This window comes from Methylophaga sp. (genome assembly GCF_030651745.1).
Genome location: NZ_JAUSCC010000122.1, coordinates 45,347 through 71,645, shown reverse-complemented (window position 1 = coordinate 71,645; position 26,299 = coordinate 45,347). Strand labels below are relative to the sequence as shown.

Below are 26,299 nucleotides of genomic sequence, written 5' to 3'. Positions count from 1 at the left end.
GACGAATATGTAATCCATGTGCAATGTGTGTGAAAGACTCACAGAGTTACAGTCCATTTTGTTGTCAGTCTTTAAATATTGATTATGTGATTTTTGCCTCAACACAGCTCACATAAGGAAAGCTAGCATGAAATGCGATATCAAGATGATGTTAAGAGCCGGGCTCGGGCTCGCCGTTCTGGTTGCGGTTGTCTACACCACATTTCCTGCTGCGCGCCAATCGCTCATGGCCTTGACGCCGGCACTGTTCTTTCTGCTTTGCTCTCTGATGATGTTCTTCATGATGAAGGGCATGCAGTCATCTTGCCATGATGAGCAGAAAACCACGAAACAGGATACCGGATCGGAGGTAATGAGGCGTATTGCAGCTCCGATGGTGGGTGGGGATGATTTCTTCCACTATCCTCACACTCATTGTCATCCCGGTATTCTATACGCTGGTGAAACAGTATCGATTAAGGCCTCGTTAATCAACGGATGGTGGATGAGGGGGCACAAGCTGCTGAAACATCTGTTCTTCAGCAGCTTGTGTTATCAGAGCATCATTCCGTGGGTTATCGCCCCATTCAATCGCGTGAGCCACGAAGCCGGAGAGCGTTGAATACCACCGATGCCGAGCTGAGACTCATTGCGAGTGCGGCGAACATGGGTGAGAGCAGAATACCCGTGAGGGGATACAACACACCGGCTGCGATCGGGACGCCAAGCGCATTGTAGATAAACGCGAAACCCAGATTTTGCTTCATATTAGCGACGGTACTATCGGAAAGGTGCCGTGCGGTGGAGATTCCACGCAAGTCGCCTTTGACCAGGGTTACCTGAGCGCTGTTCATGGCAACGTCTGTACCCGTCCCCATGGCGATACCTACGTTAGCCTTTGCGAGAGCCGGGGCATCGTTAATCCCGTCCCCAGCCATAGCTACAATACAACCTTCAGCTTGAAGCTGTGTGACGAGGTCAAGCTTGTCAGCAGGTTTGACTTCGCCGTGCACTTCGTCGATTCCCAATTCCTTGGCAACAGCGTTAGCCGTTGCAATACCATCGCCGGTTGCCATGATGATACGAATCCCCGCTTGCTGGAGATCTCGCACTGCTTCCAGCGTGCTCTGTTTGATCGGGTCGGAGACAGCCAACAGGCCTGCAAGTTGGCCATCCGAGGCGAGATACATGACACTCGCACCTTTTTCGCGCAATGAGTCGGCGATGTTTGTCAGGTGGGTAACATCAATCCCGTCTTGCTGCATCAGAGCAGTATTGCCCAGGACCAGCGACTTACTATCGACTTGGCCACGAACGCCGATGCCGCTACCTGATTCAAAATCGTCGACTGCACTGAGTGTGAGGCCGCGCTCGCGCGCCGCGTTCACAATAGCGTCGGCAAGTGGATGTTCACTGCCTTGATCGAGGCTCGCTGCAAGACGTAGTACTTCATCGGCAGTTATGTCACCTGCCGGAATTGCTTGTTCAAAAGCCGGACGTCCTTCAGTCAATGTGCCGGTTTTATCAACAATCAGAGTATCGACTTTGCGGAAGTTCTCAATCGCGGCGGCATCGCGAAACAGCACGCCTTGCGTAGCGGCTTTGCCGGTTGCCACCATGATGGACATGGGTGTGGCCAGCCCCAACGCACACGGGCAAGCGATAATCAGCACCGCAACAGCATTTATCAAACCGTACACCCAGCTCGGTTGCGGACCGAAGAACCCCCAAACGAACAGAGTTGTTATGGCGATGACCACTACAGCCATAACGAAGTAACCGGCAACCAAGTCAGCCATGCGCTGCATGGGAGCGCGCGAACGCTGCGCCTGCGCTACGAGCTGCACAATCTGAGAGAGCACTGTGGCAGAACCCACTTTCTCTGCCCGAATCACAAGCGCGCCTGAAGTATTCATCGTCGCGCCAATCACCTTGTCTCCGGGTCGCTTGCTTACGGGGAGTGGCTCTCCGGTCAGCATCGACTCATCCAATGAGCTATTACCTTCCTCTACCGTGCCGTCAACCGGGACTTTTTCACCAGGGCGAACGCGCAAGCGATCACCTTCATGTACGTGATTCAAAGGCACATCTTCCTCAGTGCCATCCTTGTTGATCCGCCGTGCTGTCTTAGGCGCCAGACCGAGCAAGGACTTGATGGCAGCTGATGTTTGCGAGCGTGCCCTCAACTCAAGCATCTGACCCAACAATGTCAGCGAAATGATGACAACTGCTGCTTCAAAATAGACTGAAACGCGGCCCATCGACATGAAAGTTTCGGGGAATATGCCCGGTGCTATCGTTGCGACAGTGCTATAGATAAACGCCGCTCCAGTACCAAGGCCTATCAGCGTCCACATGTTCGGGCTGCGGTTCACTATTGATTGCCAGCCCCGTACAAAAAATGGCTGCCCTGCCCACAACACTACAGGTATTGAAAGAACGAGTTCGATCCATGTTTGCACGCCCATGCTGAACCAGCCAAGCTGCGGGCCGAACATAGCAAGTATTGTCACGATGACAGTAAACGGCAGCGTCCACCAGAACCTGCGTGAAAAATCTTTCAACTCTGGATTGTTATCATCATCCAGACTGGGCATCAATGGCTCAAGAGCCATGCCACACTTTGGACAGGTTCCCGGGTGATCTTGCAGGATCTCCGGATGCATAGGGCAAGTGTACGTCGTGCCGGGCTCATGCGGCGTTGTATGTTCCTCCGACTTGGAGGGATCGAGGTACTTTTCCGGGTCATCACGGAATCTACCCAAACACTTGGTGCTGCAAAAATAGAAAGACTTACCCTCATGCTCCATGTGATGGGATGAATTCTCTGTAACTCGCATGCCGCACACGGGATCTGAGAGCGGCGCATCTGTGTGCGACGGATCCACGTGGTGTGGATGTTCTGATTGATTCCGCCTCATAACAACTAATCCTCTCGAGGTATGTGCCAAATTCCGTATACGCGTGCGTATAGCCTCATGACTGCATACATTTACTTCTTTTCAGCACCATCTTAACCCACTACAGGATGAAGAAGCCAGAAGTCTGCGCACCTAACAGGAACCCTTTGGAAGAAGCATGGGACGACGAGGCCGTCGATAACATGTAATTGATTGTCATTTTCTAGATCGGCTGGCTCCGTCGTTTTTTGATGGCCGAGATCTCTACCTGCCACGCTCTCAACTGTCGAGGTAAATCTGGTCAATAAAATCGGATATATGACACGAGGATTACATGAATGTAACGATAGAGTCATCCGCGTGACAGCGGCGCCGCCTATCATCGGAATAAAAGAATGTGCGGCATTCAGGGGACTGAATCATGATTGAACACCATAAGCTCTCTGTGTCGATAGTTAAAGAATTACCGAGGCAAATATGATGCATTCCAATATTAAAGGTCGTTCCTGGTTGGCAGGTTTATTTTTGCTTTCCGTGATCAGCGCTGGCACGGCAACCGCATCGGAGTTGGTCGCTGAAGTTTGGAAAGACCCCGACTGCGGTTGCTGCAACGAATGGATCCAGCATCTTGAAGAAGCCGGCATCCAAGTCCGCACTTTCGATATCGGCAACACCGCTATACGGGAACAGTTTGGCATCGCAAGACAGTTTGGCTCCTGTCATACCGCCAGAATCGGCGGCTATGCCATCGAAGGCCATGTACCGGCTGCCGATATCAAGCGTCTCCTGAAAGAAAAACCCGAGGCCATCGGCCTGACCGTGCCCGGAATGCCGATCGGGTCACCTGGCATGGACGGCCCGCTCTATGGCGACCGCAAAGACCCCTACGACGTTCTGCTGATCCATGTCGATAGCAGCACCAGCGTCTATCAAGCCTATCGCTGATCGATGCGATGAAACGGCCAATGTCCCGGTGACCTTCGGGATCAAGAGGAGAACGCAGTCATGAACACAGTGGATCTCGACGTGCAGGGTATGAGCTGCGGCTCATGTATCGCGAAAGTCACCGATGCGCTGAAAGAGCTGCCGGGAGTCGATGCCGTGGAAGTGCATTTGGCCACCGGCCGCGTTCGAGTTCGAGGCAACTTCGATCACGGCAACGATCTGCTGCTGTCGACGTTGCAACGGGCCGGGTATCCCGCGCGTCTGGCACGCGGCGACACCCTGTCCAGCCAATCAACAGGAGGCGGCGGCCGAAGTTGCTGCAGCCAAAATTCTTAAACATAAGAAGAGGTGTAATGCACATGAACCGTACTACTCAATTTCGCTCTCTGATTGTTGGTGCCTGTCTTGCGACCGGCTTGCTGATCACATCGGTCGCTCAGGCCCATATCTCCCTCGTCAAATCCACACCGACGGCCGATGCTGTTGTCACGACACCGCAGCAGATCGATCTCGTCTTCAGTGAACAGCTTGTACTTCGCGCCTCGCGCTTGGAGCTGAGCGTCATAAAGGACGGCGGGACCGCAGAGAAAGTCGAGCACATCGACGTTGAACTCATCAACGACGGCAAGACGCTGCGCGCTACGTTGCATAACCCCCTCGGAGTAGGCGTCTACCACGTGCAATGGCGCGCCGTCGGTGATGACAACCATCCGATGACTGGCGAATACAGCTTCACCATCAAATGAGCGGGCGCCAACATCATGTCCAGTCTTCCCGACTACACACTTCGGTTCATGCAGTACCTGGACTTGATGCTGCTGTTCGGATTGCCGCTATTCGCGTGGTACGGTCCGGCCACCTCAACGATCAGCGGCGATAAGCACCCACTCCTGCCCAGATGGGCCTTGACCCTAGGCTCCTGATCTGTGGAGTGCTCGGCTTGGCGCTGGCGGGCATTGAGATTGTGCGCAGCACGGCTGGCATCATGGGGGTCGCGGTTTCCGATCTGGCACGGGACGACTTGGCCTGGTATCTGTTCGACACCCCCGCTGGGCGCGCCGGGCTGACGCGAGCATTCCTGCTGGTTCTGCTGCTTGCTTTACTCGGCTGGCAGTCGCAGCGCGCCGAGCGCCCATTCCCCATTCGGCGAGTGACCCTGCTGGCCGGCGTGGCGCTGGTCAGCCTGGCATGGAACGGACACGCTGCCAGTGGCGAGGGTGTGAGTGGTACGGTGCGGCTGGTGGCTGGTATGGCGCACCTGCTCGCTGCCGGCGGCTGGATCGGGGCCATCTTCGCCTTGCTGATTCTGTTCGTTCGACACGGCAAGCCCGCCGCGGGTGAGGGCTTGCACATGCTGTGGCGGGCACTGCACACCTTTTTGCGCCCAGGCACCGTCTTCGTTGGTGTCCTGGTGGTGACCGGCATCCTTCACTACGGGGATCTGGTCGGCTGGTCCATCGCACCGCTGTTTCACAGCCGGCACGGTAACCTGATGCTGCTCAAGCTGGCGCTGTTCGCTGCGATGCTGGGCCTCGCCGCCCTGCATCGCTGGTGGTTGGTGCCCCGGCTCGAACGTGACATCCATACCGGCGTCCCTTCGCACTCTGCACAGCACCTGCGACTGAGTGTGACCATCGAGGCGATGATCGCGCTCCTGATTCTGGTAAGCGTAGCGGTACTCGGCACCCTTAGCCCTCATGGATGACAACACTTGGAGGCCAACAGGTGGACAACAACCAACCAGGGACTTTGTGCATGCCATGCACGAGTAATGAAGGGGCCTCATGGAGCTACGTCATTTACGGTGTTTCATCGCAGTTGCGAAAGAACTCCATTTCGCCCGCGCTGCCGAGCGGCTGCACATCGAACAGTCTCCGCTATCACGGGCCATCAAGGAACTGGAAGAAGAACTGGGCGTGTCGCTGTTTGCGCGTACTACGCGCAGCACGCGGTTGACTCGAGCGGGCACGCTGTTTCTTGAACATGTTCCTCGCGTGTTCGCTGCACTTGAGCAAGCGCGTGACAGCGTAAGGGCTGCGGCCAGTGGTTTCCACGGTCAGTTACGCATTGCCTTGTCCGATGGTATTACGCCGTCGCGATTGCCCGCTTTGTTGGCACAGTGCCGTTTGCATGAACCAGAGGTCGATATTCGTTTGTTCGAGGTGCCGCTGTCGCAACAGATCAAGGGATTGGTTGATGATCTTTACGACGTGGGCTTTGCGCAGTCTGACGATGTGGGCGATAACATCCTCGCCGAGCCTGTCTGGTCCGAGCCATTGATGGTCGCGGTGCCCGAACGGCATCCTATCCTGAGTCACAAGCGCATTCCTCTGGACGAGGTGCTACGCTATCCGCTGGTGATGTGTGATCCGGTCGTATGCGAAGGTCATGTGCGTCAGATCGCCCGCGTGTTACGCACTGTGGATGCAGAGCCGCTGGTGGCTGAACAGGTTGCTTGGTAGCGAGCATGCCAGAGTATTCATTCGATGGACCCGGTATGGTTCCTTTCGCACGTGACACAGAGAATTTTTGGTACAAACTCTCAAAGATTGCACTTACGCAGGCGTCGCCGACAATGTATGTCCGCAGGCTTCGATGGGCCGGCGATGTCCTGAATGACCTAGAAGCGGCCGGAGCGAGCGTGTCCAAATTCACGCGAAAATCCCTGTTAAGGGAATGCAATTCGATCAAGATAGATGAAACTGACGGGCTCAGCTATCTCCGCAAATTCTTTGAAATTCTATTTGCCAACTTGGCGATCGACTTTCGTCTTTTCTCGCTGCTTCAAGAGCATCACACAGCGTTCTTTGGTAGCTCGCAAGCTAGAGTTGATCGTCTGAAGAGTGAGGGCAGCGAATTCATTGGAGACATCGAGACGTTTAGAAAGGTTTTTCAGAGCCGGACAGGCATAACTATTTCAACAATCCACGGCGTGAAGGGGGCGGAATTTGATGCAGTGATCGCCTATGCCTTGTTAGAAGACATGGTGCCGCACTTTAATGACCCGAACGGCCAAGAAAGTGCGCTGAAACTGCTGTATGTCATCGGATCACGCGCAAGGAAGAACTTGCACCTGATTTCAGAACGGGCGAATTCGCCAGTACTCTGGTGAAGAATATCAAGCGACTCGGCAACTGGCCGCCTGCAAGTTTTCATACGACCAAGTTTAGTGATTACTCGATTTAAACTATGGCAAAGGGAGACAGAATCGCCTGAAGCGCAGGAAAACGGGTGTGTCATAAGCTAGAGCGGCTGCGGGATCTAGCATGGTGCAGGTCGACGTGGAAGAGAGCACATTCAGACGTTGCATGGAGTATGACAACGAATTGTGCTCTCTGTAACTGCCTGCTATGGCATGCTGGGGCTTGCTATCTCGACGCTCTCATATGGCTCCTAGCCCACAAAATGACCAACGTGAGAAGAAGCATCAATCCAGCCTAGCCCATTGCTCTGCATAGCTTTCTGATCCGATATTCCCTCACGCCGAGCACTTGACATCTGCCATTTTTTAAGGTCGTTAAAATCACGAAAATGTAATTCAGAGGTAAGATTATTGCCCTGGATCACTACAAAAGTCGTAAAAATTAACCTAAATATTCCCGTAACAATGCTCTAAGTCGTACAAATTACTGCGACCCCCGTAAAAGTCACGACTCTCATAGCCATCTATAGGAAGCTATTCAGTCAATGCAGGCCACTTAACACCGCGATGCATAATTTCCAAGATAGACTTTTCTGGCTCATCAGCATTATAAAATCCCCAATAATTCTTAGTATGCGGAGTTTTTAACCGATTATGAATGTTTCCAACATCGAGACATTGTATGAATGCGTGGATTTTACCGTCAGGTCCCATTGCTTTAATAAGTAAGCAGCGGTCGTCCTCGCTATCGAAAATCATATTTTCAAGATCGTTCACCAAATACATATCTTCCTCCTTGATTAATTCAGTTGATTATCTAAGCACTGCTGAATTATACCCAGAGATTCCGTAAGTCTTGAACTGACATCTTTCGCAGTAAAACGTAATATCCGCAAGCCATGGAGTGTCAGTAGATTCTGGCGTTCACGGTCACGTTGAAATTTATCTTTAAATGAATGGGCCGTGTGGCCATCCAGTTCGATGGCAAGCTTATGAGCTGGAAAGGCAATATCTATCTGAAACTTTCTTCCAGGGATTGCACCTTTTAATTCTCATTCACATTCTGGCCAGTACACCTGGCAGCACTCAAACAGTACTCGTTGAGGTGATTTTGTCTTTGATCGCTTTTTACCAAAACCTGCAGGAAGTTTCTTTCTGACGTTCGCACTGTCCCCCTGGGCGATAAGCCCAAGTCGTTTAGCGTCTTCCTCAGACAGCCTGATGACCATGATCGAATACCCTCAATCTAAATTGATTTCAGGTTCTCATGGATCTGGGATCACGCAAGTTTGAGTCTAAATTTACTGAGAGGTTTGGATTTTTCGTTTGTTGCCTGTTATGGCCAGTGCCTGTTTACGATACTCATCGACGCTTACAGGAGAAGATGAAGCCTCTCTTTCTTGAGGCTGATGGAGTGATTGCTTTTCTATTGCAGATTTTTGTTCCATTTTCAGCCGAGCAGCCACTTGTTCACTCGACTCGCCTGGGCGTGCAGCATCACGAATCATTTTGTCAGTAATTGCGCCGGGCTTGGCTTTGAATTCAAACTGAATATGGGTAATCACTTTGCCTGTCTTTCTTAGACCGTACTTAGCATCCAAATTTGAATGAAGGTTGATTTCCTTTACACCCGGATCGATAACCCGCTTTTTTAGATCTGTGACGCGTTTATAAAGATTTTGCACCTGTAATCGCTCTCGAAATTCATCAAGCGTTATCTCAAATCGTCCAACACCAGACCACTGCGAAAACATCTCATACATCCGAATCGAATAAACGCTCTCAAAACGAGCGATATGAGTCAGTTTGTATTTAGTGAAGCTGGATGTGAGGCTGGAGAGGTAGGGGATGATACCGGCAGAGAAAATCATCACCAGCCGTCCTTCACCGGGGATGTAATCAATTGAGCTGATCCAGCGTGTTTTACGTTTCGTGATGGCGGGGTTAGATGGATCTGGATCATCAATTACAACGGTTCGCTCATAAAGCTTCTCTGAAGCCGCCTTTAAAGCGCGATAGATATTTTTATTGTCCTCTAAACCTACTAAGTCCTGAATATCCTGAGCATGCACTTCAAATGTCATGTTCTCCTCAAGGCTGTTGCGAGAATCAATCTGTGAGATACCCGCCAGCAAAACACGTTGCTCATTCAATGTAAGCCTATAACTGGCTTCAATTAGCTTGTTTGATTTAACGATCAGCCTGTTATTTTCATTGGACATCTTCAAAACCTATACAACGACATCACCGGTTGGTGTCTCGAAATATATACCTGAAGAATTTTATTTAATACCGTAAACTGTCGTTCTATCGTACATCTACAGAATAGTGTGGCTTCATTAGAGTCATCACACCGTAAATCTGTCGTTTTGAAGGAATAAAGCCGGCAAAGCAGCGCCATCTGTACAGATAACCGTAAATACGTCGTCATGTACCGTTAATTTGTCGTTTTCAAGTGATGAAATTATACCGTAAATCTGTCGCACTATAGCTTGTAATGTATTGATACTAAACACTTTTGCTAACAACAATGCAAAACTGATCCACCTCAACAATTGAAATCTGAGCCACTTGTTTTCACTATTGTGCCTTTTCGGAGGCACTTTGATTACAAAAGAAGAACTCATGAAAATTCAGATTTTGCATCAACAAGGCCTCTCACAAAGAGCCATCGCCAAGCAGTTAGGCATTTCTCGTAACACGGTTAAGCGATACTTGAATACCCGTATTGATGAGCCGGTGTATGCAACACGAACTAAGCAAACGTCCTTGCTGGAGCCCTTTAAGTCGTTTCTACACTCGCGGATCGCACAGGCTAAACCAGTGCATCTCTCGGGCGTGGTTTTATTCCGAGAGATACAAGAGTTGGGTTACACCGGCAGCTTGTCGTTACTACGGCAATATATCTATCAATACCGAGGCCAGAAAACCATTGAGCCCATCGTGCGTTTTGAAACACAAGCCGGTAAACAAATGCAGGTTGATTGGGGACAAATGCGTGGGGGAAAACGTCCCATCCATGCCTTTATTGCGGTACTGGGTTTCAGCCGGGCAATGATGGTCGTGTTTACCGATAACATGCGTTACGACACACTGGAATACTGTCATCGTTTGACCTTTGATTATTTTCAAGGCATTCCCCATGAGGTCTGGTACGACAATATGAAGACCGTTGTGGTTGAGCGCGATGCATATGGCGAGGGGCAACACCGACTGCATCAGCCTTTTTACCAGTTTGCCAAAAGCATGGGGTTTATCCCCAAACTCTGCCACACCTATCGACCACAAACCAAAGGTAAAGTCGAACGTATGGTGCGCTATGTCAGGGACAACTTCTTTCACCCGCTCAACACCAAACTGATGGCACTAGGGCAGACATTAGATATACCAACCGCCAATGAAGAAGTAGCACATTGGATAGAAACCGTGGCTCACCAACGTATACATGACACCACCAAACAAACACCCGCCGCACGTCTGGTGACAGAAAGGCCGATGTTGCAATCTTTGCCACCTCAAATTCTGCCTGTGACGGCTTCATTGTCCAAAGACAGCTCCATGCATTCATTAAGCTTACTCAGTCAGCAACCATTGCATCATGACTTAAGCGTATACGACCAACTGGTGGAGACCTTATGAACCTGCAATTATCGCGTATTGGTGAGCTCACTAATGAGTTGCAACTACCAGGTGTTGATTCAAATGCTAGTGACTTGGCGCAACAAGCCGCAAAACAGGAGTGGGATTAGCTGACCTTCCTTGAACAGATCTTGCAGTGTGAGAAACGTTCACGTCATCAACGCAAACAACATATGTTTACTCGTATGGCAGGCTTTCCATCTCTGAAAACGTTGGAAGACTTTGATTATGCCTTTGCATCTGGCGTACCGAAAAAGCAAGTCACCGAACTTGCCTCGTTATCATTTATCGAGCGACAGGAAAATGTTGTTCTACTCGGTCCTTCCGGTCTCGGCAAAACCCATATTGCCGTAGCACTGGGTTACAAAGCTGTTCAGGCAGGTATTAAAACTCGATTTATCAGTGCGTCCGACCTGATTCTGCAATTGGCAACAGCCCAGCGACAGGATAAGTATAAGCAAGTGATGCAACGTTCTGTTGTCGCACCTCGTTTGCTCATTATTGATGAGATAGGCTATCTACCTTTTACGGCACATGAGTCCAAGTTGCTGTTTGATGTGATTGCCAAGCGCTATGAGAAAGGCTCGGTCATATTAACCAGTAATCTACCCTTCGGTCAGTGGGGACAAGTCTTTGCCAACGATATGGCACTGACATCTGCAATGCTGGACCGAATTTTACACCACTCCCACATCATACAAATCAAAGGAGAAAGCTATCGGATCAGAGAAAAGAAACAAGCTGGATTAATGGATAAACCCAAGGAATAGTGGATCACTTTTCAATTGGTGCTGTGGATCAGTTTTCGACTGTTGTTGACATGAAGTGGGACAACCGGTTGGTGGCGTCGTGCATGAGAGCCCCACGAAGCTATCGGGTCAAATAAAGTAACCTAATATGATAGCAATGAGTTAAGTTTAACGTGGTTAAATTCTCTTGGCTGATCGACGCTTCTGTCAATGCAGAAGCGTCCAATTTCACAAGGCCGTCCCCCAGGCACAACCACATTTGAAGCCGAGCCAGCGCTGGCCTTCGGAAAAGCGGTGCGTGCCACACGCCTGGAACAAGGAGTCGGTCAGGAAAAGCTGGCAGGCTTGGCTGGGGTCGCGCGCTCGCACATGGGCAAGATCGAGCGTGGAGAGCATATGCCTACGCTGGCTCTGATACTGAAAATTGCCGCCGCGCTCGGGATAAGTGCTGCCGAACTGATGGCTGTAACAGAGCGCAACCTTGGTTCTGGCACCGATTCTTGAGATTGGCCGTCTGTGGATGGCGCCGTCAGTCGCCCAAACGGTCGCGTAGGCGAGCGATGAATCGCTCCAGCGAAACCGACATACTGCTGTTTTCGGACCAAAGCAAGTAGGTAGTGATGACTGCGGATTCCATCGCCAAGGGACGGATCACAACATCCGGACGCTGGTAGCCAGCGATCCTGGTCGTCGTTGTGAAGCCGACGCCGTAGCCTGCACCGACAAGGGTGAGCATCATGTCCAGCGAGGACGCGTGCTCAACGACATTCGGCTTGTGCTCCAGAGGCTGCAGGAGCTGTGCCAGTTGGTGGCAGTACCCCTCGCACACCTGTGGATCGCACAAGACGAGCGGGTGGCTCCCGAGTTCATGAAGTGGAACCTCCCTGTGGGCGAGCAACTCGTGCCGGGCTGGCACAGCAAGCACCAGCGGGTCTCGCCAGATCGGTTCCGCAACAATGCCATCACCGACGTCGGCGGTGTGCGCGAACCCGATCGTGAAGTCGCCTGATCGTAAGCCGCGCAATTGCTCGGCCAAAGGCACTTCGGACAGACGTATCTCGACCTCCGGCTCCTCGGCGCGGCAACGGGCCAGAAACGCCGAGAGCCGAGGGTCGGTCGCACCATCGGAGACGGCAATGCGCAGGTTCCCTCGCAAGCCTGCTGCGACCGCTCGAACGTTCTCCTGTGCCTGCTCCAGGACAGTGAACAGCCTGCGGATGTCCTGTAAGAAGGCGGCGCCAGCAGGGGTCAGCGCTGTGCCCCGGCGATTCCGATCGAAGAGCACAACCCCTAGCTCGTCCTCAAGCTCTTTGATAGTTCGAGACAAGGGGGATTGCTCTATATGCAGGCGCTCAGCGGCGCGTGTGAAATGAAGCTCTTCGGCCAAAACGATAAAGCAACGCAAGTGTCGCAGTTCCATGAGCAATGTTCCTATTCAGGCGCTGACAACCTCCTTCTATTTGCTCACGCCATGCAGGTTGAAAACTGCTTTTAAGCGATGTATGTGGCATATGTTCTTTGAGCACGAGTCGTAGGCGTTCAACTTTTCCAAACGAGATGCCGGGCTCTGATTGACCAAGCGCTCAAGAGCCCTGTATATCTACGGCGCTACGGTTCAATATTTACAATGTCACCAATGTCATGTACGTATGCGAGTGCATAGGCCATCTCTCCAGACGTTTGCGCATGCAAAAACATCAATGGTTGCCCGCTTGTTACCTCGTCCCCTAGGCGAACCTGCAACTGAATCCCTGCGGCCGAACTCTCTGGCGCTCCGGCCAATTTGGCTAAACGGGAAAGTTTCCGGTTGTCGATGTGTACTGCTCGTCCCGTAGTGGTTGCCAAAAGCGGTTCGACGTAAAGAGCTTGGGGTGGCTCACGAAATCCCCCCTGAGCGGCACAGATCCTCTGAAATTTTTCCCAGGCGCGGCCACTGCTGATCGTCTCGTGAGCCAATCGAATTCCATCCCCTTCTTTGGCGACGCCGCCAAGCTCAAGTACCGCACCCGCCACCATCGCCACACGGTCACGTAGATCCTGTGGCGCATCAGCCTCGTTGCGCAATACCGCCAACACATCGCGTGCTTCCAACGCTGGGCCGATACCTCTGCCGACAGGCTGGCTGCCGTCTGTAAACAGGCAACGCAATACAAGGCCAAATGACGCGGCGACTTCCGAAAGGTGATATGCAAGATGCTCGGCCGTTTCCTGGCTGCGGACTTTTGCGGTTGGCCCAACCGGAATGTCGATCACGATGTGGGTCGCCCCTGCCGCAATCTTCTTGGACAACACCGAGGCAATCAGTTGTCCTTGCGTGTCGATATCCAGTTCACGCTCAATGCGCACGAAGATGTCGTCCGCGGGGCTGAGGTGCATCGCGCCGCCCCACGCCACGCATCCACCCTCTTTTTCCACGACCTTTCTGAGCGTATCCAGGTCCAGGTCTACAGGAGCCAGCGTTTCCATGGTGTCCGCGGTGCCAGCGGGAGAGGTGATGGCGCGTGATGAGGTCTTGGGCATCACCAATCCATTGGCTGCGGCGATGGCAACCACCAACGGCGTGGTGCGATTTCCCGGTAATCCGCCCACGCAATGCTTGTCCACAACAATCGGAGCCTGCCATTGCAGGTGATCCCCGACATCGACCATCGCACGGGTGAGATGGATGGTCTCTTGCATATCCAGAGGCAGTACCGCCGTTGCGGTCAGGAAGGCCGAAAGTGCGACATCGGTATAGCGACCATCGACCACATCACGGACGATCGCCTGCAACTCCGTCGTTTGCAGTCGGTGGCCGTGAATTCGCGCACGCACGGCCGACAACGATTCGAGCAGCGGAGGATGCCGAACCTGCACAAGATCGCCCTCATGAATGTCCAGGGCATCCCAGGCGGCCTCGGACAGAGCGATCTGTCCGGTTTTGAGCAGATCGCTGTCGATTTGGTACAGTAGCGCTTGCACAGTGCGGTCGCCGGCAATGAGCAGTACCTGTGACCGCGGTGCCAGCCCTTCGGCACGGCAGACATGGCAATCGGTACGCATCAAGACGACGGGTTGATGCTGGGCATGCAGTCGCATGCGCAATGCTTGCAAGGCGGGTGTCTGGGGGGTGATGCGGGCACTCACAGGGCGAATTCCTGGTTTTGCATGGACACCGATGCGTGCCAATTGAGTTCGCGCTGGATACGTTCGCGCAGCGCCTCGGAGGCATCGGATTCACCGTGAACAATGAACACTCTTTCCGGTGCCTTGGTAAAGCTGCGCAGCCATCGCATCAGCTCATCGCTGTCGGCATGAGCCGACAACATCGCAAGCTCGGCGACCTCCGCCTTGATCGGCATCCAGCGCCCATGAATTTTGACTTCGCGAGCGCCCTCAAGCAGTTTGCGTCCGCGCGTACCTGCGGCCTGAAATCCAGAGAACAGCAGCGTGTTCTGATGACTGCCGCCAAACGCTTCTATGTGATGCAGCACGCGGCCACCGGTGGCCATGCCGCTGGCGGAAATAATCACCTTGGGGTAGCGATTCGCCGATAGCGCCTTGGACTCTTTAACGTCGCGCATGTATGTGACTTCTGAGAATGCCGCCTCGAAATCGTGTTGTGCGAGCTTGTGGTCGTCGGCATGGCGGTGCAGCAGCGCAGTTGCGCTGGTGGCCATCGGACTGTCCAGATAGACGGGCACGGTGCGGAGCCGACCGCGCTGTCGCAACAGCCACAAGTCGTAGATCAACGACTGCGCTCGTCCAACGGCAAAAGCGGGAATCACTACGGTGCCTCCGCGGCGAGTCGTGCGCTCGATGATGTCGCCCAGCGCTTCGACGGCATCGGAACGGTCATGACGACGATTGCCATAGGTGGACTCGATGATGATGTAGTCCGCTGCCGTGACGGGTTCAGGATCAGGCATGACCACATCGTCATAGCGCCCCAGGTCGCCGGAGAACACCAAACGCTTGCCGCCAATGTCGATCTGAACCGTCGCCGCCCCAAGAATGTGACCAGCGCTGCGCAGCAGTAGACGGGCATTGCCCGGCAATTCCGTCTCTTGATGCAGCGGCACCGGTTTGAACTGCAGGAGCGCACGTTCTGCATCCCGAACCCGATACAGCGGAAGGGCTGGCTTGTGTTTGGAAAATCCTTTTCGATTGGCGAACTCGGCGTCCTTCTCTTGCAACCAGGCACTGTCGAGCAGGATGAGTTCGGCGACATCTCGCGTGGCTGAGGTCGAGAAAATCTTCCCGCGGAACCCGTCCAGCACCAATCGGGGCAGATACCCACAATGATCCAGGTGCGCATGCGTCAGTACGACCGCATCGATGTCCTTGGGTTCAACGGCCAGGCGCTGCCAATTAAGTTCGCGCAGGTTTTTCAATCCCTGGAACAGTCCGCAGTCGATCAGAATGCGGGTATTGCCATGGGTGATAAGGTGCTTGGAGCCGGTGACGGTGCCGGCACCACCCAGGCTGGTCAATGAGAGCATGTATTTGTCTCCTCTCTTGTTGGTGGGTTGTGAAATCAGGAACCGGCGCGGTCGCCGCGGACCGCGTCAGAACCACTTGAAATTCGCGCGTCGGTCGCGGCCGCAGCAACCTGCGAACTGTTCCAGCCGGTCACTTGCGCAGCCGCATAGATGGCGTCCGCCCAGGTGCAGCGGTTGGCGATCAGCATTCCAGCCACATCGAGTGTGCCGCCGCGGTTGATGTAGCCCAAAGCCCGCGTCTTCGAGGGGCCGCTGTCAATGCGGCGCAGCACGCCCAGCATCGGCTCAGGGCGGGTATGGCTCATCAACACGCGCGGCAGGTGAGGCGGGAAGAGTGCTTGCAGGGCTTCGTCACCGACCACGAAGGTGGCCTCAAGGTCATCTCGCGGAATGCGCAGGCGGCCGGGTTCGATCACTACAGTGACGCACGACGCAAGTCCATGGCGCTCCAGGCGGGCGTGGGCTTTGAACGCTTCCTCCAACTGGTAGGCGCCAATCACCACGAACTGCAGTTGTGCTGTAGCCGGATCGCCGGCTACATGGGCTGCTCCGTGCTCAACCAGCGATTGAGCGGCGGCGGCGTTGAAGTGATTCGGCGTGTCGCGCTTGGAGACCACCACACAGGCCACTTGGCCCCGGCTGGCGTAGACCGCTCGCAGCGCGGCGGACGCCGTGTTGGCATCCACCGGGAACAACACGCGTGCGGTGTCCGACATCTCCCCCAGCAATGCTTCGCCAATGGTCGGGTCCTGGTGTGACTGCTCGTTCTTGCTGTTCTCCCAGGTGTGGGATGTGACGATCAGCGGGACGGAGATCCAGCCTGGCGGCTGGCCCAGCTCCTTCTGCCGACGCGCGAAGATGATCTCCTGGCGCATCAATCCAAGCATCTTGACCGCGAATGCCTCGTAGCTGACGATCAGGTTCAGCCCCCCTTTGTTGGCGAGGGCGGCGGCCGCAACGGCTTCTTCATTGAGTGCGGTGACCACCGAGCCATCCGTCGATTCCGGGACGCCGGGTTCGGGCACGTTGACGCGGTGCTTGAGCAGCGCTAGCGTGGTCCCCATCTTGTTGCTGGCCAGTTCATCGGGATTGCCGATCCGGATGCGCAACTGTGGATTTGCCTGCACTAGCTCCACGAACCAACGGTCCAGTGCGGACATGGCGCTGCCCGATACCTCAGTTGGCGCCCAGGCCGGCATCGGCAGATGAGGGCTCGCTGGATGGCGTAGGGCCATGGGGTGCTCGCTTTCGCGCGAGCGCTGGCTCTGGCCGTGATTCGCAAGGACGGTGAGCGCGTTTTCCAGTTCGCTCTCGGGCACGAACAGCGCCGCAGCCCCTGCGTTGAAGGCCTCGCGTGCCTGCGCATCCTCGCGCGGATTGCCGTTCAGCGGCAGGTTGTGGGCGGCATTGGTCGCCGCGCCCGGGAAGCCAAAACCTTTCTCCGTCTCGGCGATCACGTAGGGCAGCTTGACCGGATAGCGCCGATCCGAGCGTGCGGCGAAGGCGCTCAGCGTGTCTTCGGCTTCAACAATGGCCCATGCGATCGCCATCGGATCACGTCCATCAACGATGACCGGATCGAAGCCGTTGTGGCGCAGGTCCTCGGCCAGCCAGGTAGCGCCACCTTCCTGCACGATCTGGGTGCGCTGCTCGATGCGCCGTCCGTTGAGAATCATGACCGGGATGGCGAAGCCGCAGTCCTCGGCGCGCCACCAGCGCGGCGCCCAGTCCGAGCCACGTTGTTCCTCGAAAGCGCCATCACTGAGGAATGCCACCAGGCTTTCTCCCGGCAACGGCGTGTGCACATACTGCAGCCCGGCGAACCCCAGATAGCCGCCTTCGGAGATCGCGCCGGCCGTGTTCGGCCCGGCATGGCTACCCAGCGGTACCGCGGGCCGACCCTGCTTATCGATGGCATAGGAGTAGAAGTCCGCGATCAGGAGCGACAGGCCCGCCTCGCTGCGGTCGTAGCGTCCACGCTGGGCGGCGGATACATCGCCGGTCAGTGCGTTCACCGCCTCGATCGCGGCCACGCAGTGCCCCTGCCCCATGAGCCAGCCGCGTGTCGTCCCGGTCAGCGCGTTGGCCAACAGATAACCCACGAAGGCTGGCACCATGTTGAGCGAGCCGCCGGTGTGGCCTTCGGGCGTTTGTTTGAAATCATCGGAGCCCAGTGGGCAGCCGCTTCGGTCGATGCGCCGGGCATAGGTCATATGCGCCACTACGCTCATGGCCGTGCAGGCCACCCGGTCGGCTGCAGCCAGCAGCGCATGGGCCGAGGCTTCGTCTGCTATACGCCTTTGCGCGACCAGACGTTGCACTAGGGCCTGCATACGTTCGATGGTTTCAGACCTGTGCGCGATGGGCCCGTAACCAGCACGCCAATCGGTTGCGAGGTTAGCTTGAGAGGACATTTCAGGTCTCCTTGAAAATAGTTGGATCGATAAAAAGATCAGCCTCGCGGATCGGTTTTCCCGCTAGAGAGAGCGTCGGCAATCAGCGAAGCGAGACCAATCCGGTTGCTCGGATGCGGTACTGCGTCGGTGGACGTAATTCGGGCAAACAACGGTGTCAATTGGGCCCAGGCATCCTCGGCGAACAGGGCATGCACCACTACGCACTCCGGCTTGCGCATTCCTTGCTCGGCGAGCTTGCGCGCCGCGACGGCGAGCGTGCGGCCTGATGATGCGATGTCGTCCACAAGCACCGGCGTTCTGCCGCGCCAGATCGACAGGTCGGGAACATCGATGTCCACGCTGCGATCGCCATGGCGTGTCTTGCGAAGCACAGCGTGCGGTACGCCGATGCGGGACGCGATGGCGCCGGCCCACTGCTCGCTTTCCTCGTCGGGGCCCACGATCAAAGGTTCTTCGACATGATTCGCGATCCAGTCGGCCAGCAGTGGTGCGGCATGCAAGGTGATGGTGGGGATCGTGTAGACCGCTGATAGTGTCGGATAGCGGTGCAGATGCGGATCCACCGTGAGCAGCTTGTCGAAGGTCGATGAGACCAGACGTGCGAAGGACCGCGACGTCACGCTTTCTCCGTCATGGAATCGCTTGTCCTGGCGCATGTAGGCCAGATACGGTGCGATCAGGTTCACCTCTTGCGCGCCAAGTTCGCGCGCCGCGTCAGCGGCAAAAGCCAGAAGCAGGAACTGCGGATCAGGATGGGCCAGCGTGCAAATCACATCCACGATCCGATCGGCAGGTTCGCCATGCAACCGGACATAGCTCTCGCCATCGGGGAATCGGCGCGTTTCGATGCGGCCGGCTTCGCTGCCGCATGCCTGCGCGATGCCGCGGGCCAGATCTTCATTGCCGGGTAGGGCCAGGGTGAGTCGTTGCATCCATTTATCTCCTTATTTGTTGTCCTTGGTCTCTTATCGAGCGCGGGTGCCTTATCGTAGCTCGCTGTGTTCACCTTGCCAACTGGCTAATGACGACGGCATTGGCAGTACTGCGTCGACGTGGTAGCTCCACAAGCAACCAGGCTCTTGTCATGAACAGCAACAGAGTGGCTTGCATGGCGTTCAAGGAATCGATCTGCATCAGAATCGCCGTCCTACGGTGATCGTTCCGTAGACCGGGATTTCCTTTTGTCCACGAAATTCGCGGGTGCGGTGGTAGCGGGCTATCGCGATGCGCCAGTTGCCCTGAGTCATCGCGATGCCATAGCCCACATCGGCCACGAATGGCCGTTTATCAACACTATGACTGGACTTGAACGTATTGCCGTCCAACGTGATGTCGTGCAAAACCCAGCGACCGTCGAGTGCCACGAACAGGTGCCCGTTCCAGTTGCTGCCAGCGGTCTTACGCACGGGCGAGGTGTTTTCTCCAGCCGGGCGCAGCGGTGCGGTGCCTAAGTCGTCCGGCAGGCGTAGGCCATAGCGCAGTTCTCCGCCGACATTCGCGTAGGTGGCGAAATTGCCCAAGCTGCCGCCCCAGTGGCGGGTCAGATCCCAACCCCAACCGCTGACGTTTTCTTGCCTGATGACTCGTGTTCGGCGTTCGTGGAGCAACTGCAGCACGGGTTCGTCGCGCAGTTGATGTCTCCAGCCATTGAATCTGTCCACTCCGACGGTGTCATGCCACCAGTTCTGGACTTGCCTGGCCTGGGAGGAGGGCCCCACCACCCCCACGCGGAGTTGCGAAGTGCGCAGCGTATCGCCCCGCCTCGCGTTATAGCCAAGGCTCAACATCAAGGCGCCCGCGAAAGGACGATCATCCTTGATGAGATCGCTGCGCGTTTTGTCGTTCGGGGTGTACATCATCTGCCCGAAGCCGATGGTCATGTTCTGTTCGTCGAAGCCTTGGGGTTGGAGCATCGTGAGAAAGCGATTCAGCCCACGGACGAGACGCGGTAGACAAGGGTCATCGCTATAGTCCACGAGGTTGGGGGAAACCCAACTGGCGAGAAACCCGTTGGAGTACCCTTGATCCTGTCCCATGCCGCCGAACATGTCGTTGTCGATCCGCAGATTGAGCGTTCCGGTCGAGCGCAGCGGATTGTCACGGTGGCAGGACTGTGCCTGCGCGCAGGCACTCAGCGACAGCAGCAGCAAGGTAGCTGCGACTCTGAGCCTCCATTCAGCGAGGTCAGTGGGCTGAACTTTCGTCACGCTGGCATGCCACCGTGCCCAGGGGTTGCAGTAGCAATGACAGAATGGGGCTGGCGTACCAGCATCACGGGAACCGGTGCGATCCGAGCGAGCTGCTCGGCATCGCTTCCCAGCAGCAGCCTGTCCACGCCCCGACGTCCGTGGGTGCCCAGCACCACCAGCTCGCATCCGGTAGCCAGTGCCTGCTGCGCGATAAGTACCGAGACGCGCTCGCCCTTGCTCTCCAGAAGGACGGTCTCTACCGTCAAGCCTTCCTGTCTCAGCCGCAGCGCCGCCTCGTCGAGCAGCTTCTGCCCGGCCGCCAGGAAGCCTGGCCTTACTTCTTCAAGGTAAATTCTCGGCCTCTCGAAGCCGTTGCTGTGCTTCATTTCCTCGATAATGTGCAGCAAGATGATGGTTGCACCGCTTAGGCGTGCCAGCACCGCGGCGTGGTGGAGGGCCAAATTGGCGGTAGAACTTCCGTCGAGCGGAACCAGCAGTCTTGAGTACATGAATGTCTCCAGTTATCAAAGTAGGTGGGGTGTCGAATAGATATTGCGCATAGCGTGTCGCAATAGCGGACGCGGTATGCGCGTATTCAGCTGCGTACATATTTCCCCGGGGCGTCGCAAATAGTGGGATATCCACGGGATTCGGCCCCCATGAGCGGAGGCGCAACACCTTCACCAGAGCGCTCTCGAAGCCATGCTGACCATGCCGGCCACCACGAATCTAGATGCGTCTGTGCAGTGGCTTGCCACTCGTCCGGCGCCATGTACCCCTCATTCACGGCGCGCGTATGGATTTGATACTGGCGCTTGCCTCGGCCAGGCTCGCTCACGATGCCGCCGTTGTGCCCTCCGGTGGTCAATACAAAAGTCAGTTCGGCTGAAGACAGGAGATGCAGCTTGTAAACGGAGCGCCACGGCGCAATATGATCGGAGGCAGTGCCGACGCAAAACATCGGTACGGTGATGTTTCCCACTGAAACCGGACGACCCAGGACGGGATAGCGCCCTGCGCTGAGATCATTATTCAGGTAAAGGCGTCGGAGATATTGCGAATGCATCTTCGCCGGCAGGCGAGTCCCATCGGCATTCCAAGCCATCAGGTCGGTCATTGGCCGACGATCGCCCAACACGTACTCGTCGATCATGCGAGACCATACAAGATCGTAGGCGCGCAGTAGCTGGAAAGCGCCACTCATCTGGCTTGAACTCAAGTAGCCTGTTTGAGCCATACTGGCCTCCAATAGCGCCACCTGGCTCTGGTTGATGAGAAGGCCAAGCTCGCCTGGCTCGCTGAAGTCCGTCTGCGCAGCCAGCAGGCTTACGGACGCCAGCCGCGTATCGCCATCGCGCGCCATGGCCGAGGCCCCAATAGACAGCAATGTCCCGCCCAGGCAATAGCCAGCCGCGTGGATTCCCTGCTCGGGGACGATGGATGTCACGGCGTCCAGCGCCGCACGCAAGCCGAACTCAAGATACTCATCCATGCCCAAGTCTCGATCACTAGCATCCGGATTTTTCCAGGAGATGCAAAAAACCGTATGGCCTTGTGCAACGAGATACCGTATCAGCGAGTTATGGGGAGATAGATCGAGTACGTAGTACTTCATGATCCAGGCAGGAATGATCAGTATTGGCTCAGGATGGACTTTCGCGGTAGTGGGCGTGTATTGAATCAACTCGATTAATTGATTCCTCAGTACGACTTTTCCTTCCGTCACCGCCACGTCGCGCCCAACGACGAAGTTCTCGGTTCCCGCAGGAGGCTCACCGGATAGTTGTCGGCGCAGGTCATCGAGAAAGTTGGACATGCCACGCGCCAGGTTGGCGCCTTGTTCTTCTATCGTTTTTTTCAGGACAACGGGGTTAAAAAGCGCAGAATTGGTCGGCGATACCATTTCCAGCCATTGCTTTGCGCCAAACGCCAATAGGCGTTCGTGTTGTGGATCAACACCCCATACACCTTGCGTGGCTTGCTCCCACCATTTGGATTGAATAAGAAAGGAACTGCGGAAAAGGTTGTAGGGCCATTGATCCCATGCCGGATCGTTGAAACGACGGTCATTGGTAGGTGACGGTTCAGGAGATGCAACTTCCTGGTCCGGACTGACCAAGCTCTTTTTCAGCAGAGACATCCATTGCTCAGACAAGGAGCCTGCAAAAGCCAAAAGCTCCGATTGCTTTCCGGGGCTGTTCGCTAAATGGCTTGCCCAATCAGTCCAAGCCAACAGCGACGATTCAGGTGAAATTGAGGACCAAGCCTGGGCCCAAGCCATATGCGCTTGCATATCCAGTGCCGGAACGATTGTCGATGAAGTATTACCTTTCTTATTTTTTGTCAAAACGCATTACCTCAATTGCTATTCAAATAGATGGAGCGCCCTCGTTTGAACACGGGGGTAGTTGTGCTCGCTTGTGTTCATGCACACCGGCACTCATGTCATCAGCGCTTTAGCGATGACACCGTGCCAGCGTGCTAGAGATGTCTCCGCCTGCCGGTGCATTCCGTTAATTCTTTCGTCTTAACCGGCCATCAGGCTGATCACCAGCGCGTTCGCAATGTCGATGACGAACCCGCACACCAGGGGCACCACAATGAACGCCTCGCGCGCAGCGCCATGCTCCCGAGTGACCGCCGTCATGTTGGCGATGGCGGTGGCGGTAGATCCCAGCGCGATTCCGCCGAAACCGGCGCACATCACTGCGGCTTGGTAATCCCTGCCCATTGCCCGAAAAACGATCAGAAGCACGAATGCGATGACCAGGATGATCTGCACCAGCATTGCCACGGTGATGAAGGCAAGTACAGGCTGCAGCTCCCAGAGTCTGAGGCCCATCAGCGCCATGGTCAGAAACAGGCCCAATGACATGTCGGAGATCAAAGCGATGCCCGGCTGCATGCTCGGCCAGTTCCATAGACGCCCGCGCCCATTCGGCCTCATCCAGTCGCCGATCATGCGCAGCAGGATTCCCGCCAGCAGGCAGCCAACAAATGCAGGCAGCGTGACGGGAGTGCGCGCAACGACGGCATTGATTCCGGAGCCCAACATCAAGGCGAAGTTGAGCCAGAGCAATGCCAGCAGTACACCGTAGTAATCCAAGCGAGACTGCTGCTCATCGCTATGCAGCGTGCCAATCTCCAGTGTGCTGTCCCCGGAGGCTCGAAGTTGATATCTGCGCATGAGTAGGCTTGCGATCGGGCCACCGATGGTGCACGCCGCAATCAAGCCGATCATGTTCGCCGCCAACCCCAGTTCCTGCGCCTGAGCAATGCCGAGGGTTTGAACGAAGTAATCGGACCAGGCCAAGGTAGTGCCCACCCCGCCGGTCAGGGAAATGGACCCGACCATGAGTCCGGCGCGCGGATCCAGGCCGAATGCGCGTGCCGTCTCCATCCCAACGAGGTTCTGCAGCACCATGAAGCCGATGGCCAATCCCGACAGGATCAGCAAAGGCCGTCCACCATGGCGCAGCGTGCGAGCGTCGGTACTTAGGCCAATGGCGGCAAAAAAGTACAGCAGAAGCGCGTCTCGTGCTTCCAGATCGAAACTGACCGTGACCCCTATCCCGTAGTACAGGACGAAGACAACCAAGGCGCAGGCCAAGCCGCCCACCAAGGATTCCGGAATGCTGTAACGACGCAGAGTGCCCGAACGCGCCACCAAGCCCTTGCCCACAAACAACAGCAGAATGGCGAGCGTGAAGCCATGGAAGGCATCGATCTTCATCGCACCTTCTCCCTGTCCAGGCAGGACAGCGCATGGCTGGCGGCGATCCACTCTTCATTGGTGGGTTCGATCGCCACGATGACCTGGCTGTGGTCGCTGGAAATCGTCGCCGCGTGGCTGGCATTGGCGTCGGTATCCAGGGCAATGTTCAGAAAACCCAGTGCCGCACCGATGCGCTCGCGAATGAACGCATTGTGTTCACCGACACCTGCCGTGAACACCAGCATGTCCAGACCGCCCAGAACAGCAACCAAGGCACCGATCTCGCGCACGATGCGACGCACGTAGAGGTCCAGCGCCAAGCGCGCTCGCTCACCCGTTTCACCTTCATCGTTCTCGTGCCCGACAATGACGCGCGGCTCGGCCGAGATGCCCGAAACGCCGAGCAGACCGGACTCGTGATAGAGGACACGCCCCACTTGTTCCAGTGAAAGCTTTTCGATCTCCATCAGGTAGAGCACGGCGCCTGGATCGAGCGCGCCGGTGCGGGTACCCATCATCAGGCCGTCAAGTGCGGAGAAACCCATGGTGGTGGCGACGCTCTGGAGCCCCTGCATGGCGCACAGGCTGGCGCCACTGCCCAGGTGGGCAACGATGGTGCGCCTGCGCGCCGCGTCGCCATGGCGTTCGGGCAAAGCCTCAGCCATGTACTCATACGACAGGCCGTGGAATCCGTACCGACGCAGGCCGCGTTGCCAGGCGTCGTAGGGCAGCGGCAATACCTGTTCGACCTGAGGCAGGGTGTGGTGGAAGGCTGTGTCGAAGCAGGCCATCTGCGGCAACTCGGGCTGCTCCCGCAGCAGGATCTCCACGGCTTCGAGCGCGAATGGCTGGTGCAGCGGGGCCAGAGGAATGTAGCCCTTGAGGTCGGCCAGGACATTTGCGTCCAGGCGCACGGGCATGGAGTATTTGCTGCCGCCGTGGACGATACGGTGGGCGACAGTACCTACGTGGCGGCCGTCGAGCCGCTGACTGACGCGATCGCGGATGAGGCGCAGTGCGGCGCGATACGGATGTGCCGTGTCCAGTTCGATCGGGAACGGCGCAACTCCGGTCTCTCCGAAATCCGGGTTGGCGCCGCCGATTCCCTGCACCTTGCCATTCCACAATGCCTGACGCGGCAGTGGCGCGGCCGAGGAATCGAACACCGCAAACTTGATGCTGGATGAACCGCAGTTCAGCACAAGGATCAGTCCGTGTTCGCGGCGCCCGGAGCGGGCCATGGTGACGTCCATCAGGTCGTCCTCTCTGCGCGCCGTCCGCGCGACTTCGCCGAGGTGTGCGGGGGTGTCTGCTGTCTCATCGTCTTCAGACTCAGCGCGCCGTGTAGCCGCCATCGGCGATGAGCTGGGTGCCCACAAGGAAGCTGCTTCCTTCCGACAGCAAAAACGCCACGGCATGGGCGATTTCGTCCGATGTACCCAGACGACCGATCGGATGCAGGTCAACGGCCTTCTGGAGGGCCGATTCATCCAGGAAATCCAGGATGGGCGTACGCACGTAACCGGGATGAATCGAATTGATCCGGATTCCCTTGGACGCATAGGCCAGTCCTGCCGAGCGGGTCAGCCCGGTCACGCCATGTTTGGCTGCGACGTACGCAGGGTTCGCTGCGTCGCCCACCACCCCCAGGATGGAGGAGACGTTGACGATGGCGCCGCCTCCCGAGCGCAGGATGGCGGGAATCTGATGGCGCAGGCCATAGAACACGCCGTTCAGGTTGACATCGATCACCCGGCGCCAGGCGGCAGGGTCCAGTTCTCCCGCCGGGCTCTGGTCGCCACCGATACCGGCGTTGTTGACGGCAAAATGAAGGTCGCCGAACGTATCGACCGCGCAGGCCACGGCAGCCTGGACCTCATCGATGCATGCCACGTCGGCCACGTTGGCCACGGCGTGGCCGCCCTCGGCGTTGATGAGGCTGGTGACGCGCTGCGCATTGTCGGCGCTGACATCGGAGACGACGACATTCAGGCCGTTGCTTGCAAGCAGCCGGGCAATGGCCTCGCCAATGCCAGACCCTGCACCGGTGACCAGGGCTACGCGGCCAGAGAATGAGTACTGCATGGTGTTTCCTCCAAAGGGGTGGATTAAAAAGAGGGGGTTAATAAGTTGCCGATAAGTC

Annotated in this window: 24 protein-coding genes and 2 pseudogenes; 10 read left to right on the top strand and 16 right to left on the bottom strand. The window is 56.1% G+C overall.

The window, feature by feature from the left end; genetic code table 11:
• Nucleotides 1–127: 127 nt before the first annotated feature.
• The gene (locus Q7V21_RS14315; RefSeq protein WP_304917934.1) at nt 128–601 is read left to right on the top strand and encodes a DUF2933 domain-containing protein; all 474 of its coding nucleotides are present in this window, start codon (nt 128–130) and stop codon (nt 599–601) included.
• On the opposite strand, the gene Q7V21_RS14310 is transcribed toward Q7V21_RS14315, so the two are convergent.
• Complete coding sequence (locus Q7V21_RS14310) at nt 567–2,900, bottom strand: heavy metal translocating P-type ATPase (RefSeq protein ID WP_304917933.1); 2,334 nt, start codon at nt 2,898–2,900, stop codon at nt 567–569. The genes Q7V21_RS14315 and Q7V21_RS14310 overlap by 35 nt on opposite strands.
• Before the next feature lie 456 nt (nt 2,901–3,356).
• Here Q7V21_RS14310 and Q7V21_RS14305 point away from each other — a divergent pair, with 456 nt between their 5' ends.
• The 6 genes and pseudogenes from Q7V21_RS14305 to Q7V21_RS14280 all read left to right on the top strand — a co-directional run bounded on the left by Q7V21_RS14305 (nt 3,357) and on the right by Q7V21_RS14280 (nt 6,936).
• The gene (locus Q7V21_RS14305; protein WP_304917932.1) at nt 3,357–3,824 is read left to right on the top strand and encodes a DUF411 domain-containing protein; all 468 of its coding nucleotides are present in this window, start codon (nt 3,357–3,359) and stop codon (nt 3,822–3,824) included.
• 60 nt (nt 3,825–3,884) lie between these two features.
• The gene (locus tag Q7V21_RS14300) at nt 3,885–4,160 is read left to right on the top strand and encodes a heavy-metal-associated domain-containing protein (RefSeq protein ID WP_304917931.1); all 276 of its coding nucleotides are present in this window, start codon (nt 3,885–3,887) and stop codon (nt 4,158–4,160) included.
• Between the two features lie 23 nt (nt 4,161–4,183).
• Nucleotides 4,184–4,570, top strand: a complete 387-nt coding sequence (gene copC, locus Q7V21_RS14295; protein WP_304917930.1) for a copper homeostasis periplasmic binding protein CopC — start codon at nt 4,184–4,186, stop codon at nt 4,568–4,570.
• A gap of 194 nt (nt 4,571–4,764) precedes the next feature.
• On the top strand, nt 4,765–5,529 hold the full coding sequence (gene copD / locus Q7V21_RS14290; RefSeq protein ID WP_304917929.1) for a copper homeostasis membrane protein CopD: 765 nt from the start codon (nt 4,765–4,767) through the stop codon (nt 5,527–5,529).
• Nucleotides 5,530–5,608: 79 nt separating this feature from the next.
• Nucleotides 5,609–6,280 (top strand): annotated as a pseudogene (locus tag Q7V21_RS14285) (LysR family transcriptional regulator); the annotation flags it as partial.
• Between the two features lie 11 nt (nt 6,281–6,291).
• Complete coding sequence (locus tag Q7V21_RS14280; protein ID WP_304917928.1) at nt 6,292–6,936, top strand: 3'-5' exonuclease; 645 nt, start codon at nt 6,292–6,294, stop codon at nt 6,934–6,936.
• Nucleotides 6,937–7,500: 564 nt separating this feature from the next.
• Here the strand turns inward: Q7V21_RS14280 and Q7V21_RS14275 are convergent.
• From Q7V21_RS14275 to Q7V21_RS14270, 3 genes are all read right to left on the bottom strand, one after another.
• Nucleotides 7,501–7,752: a hypothetical protein gene (locus Q7V21_RS14275; protein WP_304917927.1), complete on the bottom strand. Its 252-nt coding sequence runs from the start codon at nt 7,750–7,752 to the stop codon at nt 7,501–7,503.
• A 14-nt stretch (nt 7,753–7,766) separates the two neighbouring features.
• Nucleotides 7,767–7,982 (bottom strand): endonuclease domain-containing protein, encoded by a 216-nt coding sequence (locus Q7V21_RS17930; protein WP_370654073.1) that lies wholly within the window; start codon nt 7,980–7,982, stop codon nt 7,767–7,769.
• A gap of 285 nt (nt 7,983–8,267) precedes the next feature.
• Nucleotides 8,268–9,188: a RepB family plasmid replication initiator protein gene (locus Q7V21_RS14270; RefSeq protein WP_304917926.1), complete on the bottom strand. Its 921-nt coding sequence runs from the start codon at nt 9,186–9,188 to the stop codon at nt 8,268–8,270.
• A gap of 382 nt (nt 9,189–9,570) precedes the next feature.
• On the opposite strand from Q7V21_RS14270, the gene istA reads away from it, so the two are divergent.
• From istA to Q7V21_RS14255, 3 genes and pseudogenes are all read left to right on the top strand, one after another.
• A complete protein-coding gene (gene istA / locus Q7V21_RS14265; protein WP_370654072.1) occupies nt 9,571–10,605 on the top strand; it encodes an IS21 family transposase in 1,035 nt (344 codons plus the stop codon).
• Nucleotides 10,602–11,375 (top strand): annotated as a pseudogene (gene istB / locus Q7V21_RS14260) (IS21-like element helper ATPase IstB). The gene istA and the pseudogene istB overlap by 4 nt, the downstream one beginning before the upstream one ends.
• 189 nt (nt 11,376–11,564) lie before the next feature.
• On the top strand, nt 11,565–11,858 hold the full coding sequence (locus tag Q7V21_RS14255) for a helix-turn-helix domain-containing protein (RefSeq protein WP_003296541.1): 294 nt from the start codon (nt 11,565–11,567) through the stop codon (nt 11,856–11,858).
• A gap of 25 nt (nt 11,859–11,883) precedes the next feature.
• On the opposite strand, the gene Q7V21_RS14250 is transcribed toward Q7V21_RS14255, so the two are convergent.
• From Q7V21_RS14250 to Q7V21_RS14195, 12 genes are all read right to left on the bottom strand, one after another.
• A complete protein-coding gene (locus Q7V21_RS14250) occupies nt 11,884–12,774 on the bottom strand; it encodes a LysR family transcriptional regulator (RefSeq protein WP_003296540.1) in 891 nt (296 codons plus the stop codon).
• Nucleotides 12,775–12,962: 188 nt separating this feature from the next.
• Nucleotides 12,963–14,480, bottom strand: a complete 1,518-nt coding sequence (locus Q7V21_RS14245; protein WP_304917924.1) for a thymidine phosphorylase family protein — start codon at nt 14,478–14,480, stop codon at nt 12,963–12,965.
• Complete coding sequence (locus Q7V21_RS14240) at nt 14,477–15,835, bottom strand: MBL fold metallo-hydrolase (protein WP_304917923.1); 1,359 nt, start codon at nt 15,833–15,835, stop codon at nt 14,477–14,479. Before Q7V21_RS14240 ends, Q7V21_RS14245 begins: the two co-directional genes overlap by 4 nt.
• Before the next feature lie 35 nt (nt 15,836–15,870).
• A complete protein-coding gene (locus tag Q7V21_RS14235; protein ID WP_304917922.1) occupies nt 15,871–18,249 on the bottom strand; it encodes a xylulose 5-phosphate 3-epimerase in 2,379 nt (792 codons plus the stop codon).
• 38 nt (nt 18,250–18,287) lie between these two features.
• Nucleotides 18,288–19,184: a ribose-phosphate pyrophosphokinase gene (locus Q7V21_RS14230; RefSeq protein ID WP_003050021.1), complete on the bottom strand. Its 897-nt coding sequence runs from the start codon at nt 19,182–19,184 to the stop codon at nt 18,288–18,290.
• Nucleotides 19,185–19,254: 70 nt separating this feature from the next.
• Complete coding sequence (locus Q7V21_RS14225; protein ID WP_003050026.1) at nt 19,255–19,386, bottom strand: hypothetical protein; 132 nt, start codon at nt 19,384–19,386, stop codon at nt 19,255–19,257.
• Nucleotides 19,386–20,402 (bottom strand): lipid A deacylase LpxR family protein, encoded by a 1,017-nt coding sequence (locus Q7V21_RS14220; RefSeq protein WP_003296535.1) that lies wholly within the window; start codon nt 20,400–20,402, stop codon nt 19,386–19,388. The genes Q7V21_RS14225 and Q7V21_RS14220 overlap by 1 nt, the downstream gene beginning before the upstream one ends.
• 53 nt (nt 20,403–20,455) lie before the next feature.
• Nucleotides 20,456–20,950: a universal stress protein gene (locus Q7V21_RS14215; protein ID WP_304917921.1), complete on the bottom strand. Its 495-nt coding sequence runs from the start codon at nt 20,948–20,950 to the stop codon at nt 20,456–20,458.
• Between the two features lie 86 nt (nt 20,951–21,036).
• Nucleotides 21,037–22,788, bottom strand: coding sequence for an alpha/beta hydrolase (locus Q7V21_RS14210; protein ID WP_304917920.1), 1,752 nt, complete (start codon nt 22,786–22,788; stop codon nt 21,037–21,039).
• A gap of 180 nt (nt 22,789–22,968) precedes the next feature.
• The gene (gene gltS, locus Q7V21_RS14205; RefSeq protein ID WP_304917919.1) at nt 22,969–24,174 is read right to left on the bottom strand and encodes a sodium/glutamate symporter; all 1,206 of its coding nucleotides are present in this window, start codon (nt 24,172–24,174) and stop codon (nt 22,969–22,971) included.
• Nucleotides 24,171–25,409 carry an acetate/propionate family kinase gene (locus tag Q7V21_RS14200; protein WP_304917918.1) on the bottom strand — a complete coding sequence of 413 codons (1,239 nt, stop codon included), beginning with the start codon at nt 25,407–25,409 and terminating at the stop codon, nt 24,171–24,173. Before Q7V21_RS14200 ends, gltS begins: the two co-directional genes overlap by 4 nt.
• A 79-nt stretch (nt 25,410–25,488) precedes the next feature.
• On the bottom strand, nt 25,489–26,241 hold the full coding sequence (locus Q7V21_RS14195; RefSeq protein ID WP_054667835.1) for an SDR family NAD(P)-dependent oxidoreductase: 753 nt from the start codon (nt 26,239–26,241) through the stop codon (nt 25,489–25,491).
• Nucleotides 26,242–26,299 lie beyond the last annotated feature (58 nt).

Coding starts and splice junctions, on each gene's coding strand:
- Q7V21_RS14195 (WP_054667835.1), bottom strand. CDS start 26,241: ATGCAGTACTCATTCTCTGGCCGCGTAGCCCTGGTCACCGGTGCAGGG.
- Q7V21_RS14270 (WP_304917926.1), bottom strand. CDS start 9,188: ATGTCCAATGAAAATAACAGGCTGATCGTTAAATCAAACAAGCTAATT.
- Q7V21_RS14200 (WP_304917918.1), bottom strand. CDS start 25,409: ATGGACGTCACCATGGCCCGCTCCGGGCGCCGCGAACACGGACTGATC.
- Q7V21_RS14300 (WP_304917931.1), top strand. CDS start 3,885: ATGAACACAGTGGATCTCGACGTGCAGGGTATGAGCTGCGGCTCATGT.
- Q7V21_RS14275 (WP_304917927.1), bottom strand. CDS start 7,752: ATGTATTTGGTGAACGATCTTGAAAATATGATTTTCGATAGCGAGGAC.
- Q7V21_RS14280 (WP_304917928.1), top strand. CDS start 6,292: ATGCCAGAGTATTCATTCGATGGACCCGGTATGGTTCCTTTCGCACGT.
- Q7V21_RS14240 (WP_304917923.1), bottom strand. CDS start 15,835: ATGCTCTCATTGACCAGCCTGGGTGGTGCCGGCACCGTCACCGGCTCC.
- Q7V21_RS14315 (WP_304917934.1), top strand. CDS start 128: ATGAAATGCGATATCAAGATGATGTTAAGAGCCGGGCTCGGGCTCGCC.
- copC (WP_304917930.1), top strand. CDS start 4,184: ATGAACCGTACTACTCAATTTCGCTCTCTGATTGTTGGTGCCTGTCTT.
- Q7V21_RS14225 (WP_003050026.1), bottom strand. CDS start 19,386: ATGCAGATCGATTCCTTGAACGCCATGCAAGCCACTCTGTTGCTGTTC.
- Q7V21_RS14305 (WP_304917932.1), top strand. CDS start 3,357: ATGATGCATTCCAATATTAAAGGTCGTTCCTGGTTGGCAGGTTTATTT.
- gltS (WP_304917919.1), bottom strand. CDS start 24,174: ATGAAGATCGATGCCTTCCATGGCTTCACGCTCGCCATTCTGCTGTTG.
- Q7V21_RS14250 (WP_003296540.1), bottom strand. CDS start 12,774: ATGGAACTGCGACACTTGCGTTGCTTTATCGTTTTGGCCGAAGAGCTT.
- Q7V21_RS14255 (WP_003296541.1), top strand. CDS start 11,565: ATGCAGAAGCGTCCAATTTCACAAGGCCGTCCCCCAGGCACAACCACA.
- Q7V21_RS14310 (WP_304917933.1), bottom strand. CDS start 2,900: ATGAGGCGGAATCAATCAGAACATCCACACCACGTGGATCCGTCGCAC.
- Q7V21_RS14230 (WP_003050021.1), bottom strand. CDS start 19,184: ATGCAACGACTCACCCTGGCCCTACCCGGCAATGAAGATCTGGCCCGC.
- Q7V21_RS14235 (WP_304917922.1), bottom strand. CDS start 18,249: ATGTCCTCTCAAGCTAACCTCGCAACCGATTGGCGTGCTGGTTACGGG.
- Q7V21_RS14215 (WP_304917921.1), bottom strand. CDS start 20,950: ATGTACTCAAGACTGCTGGTTCCGCTCGACGGAAGTTCTACCGCCAAT.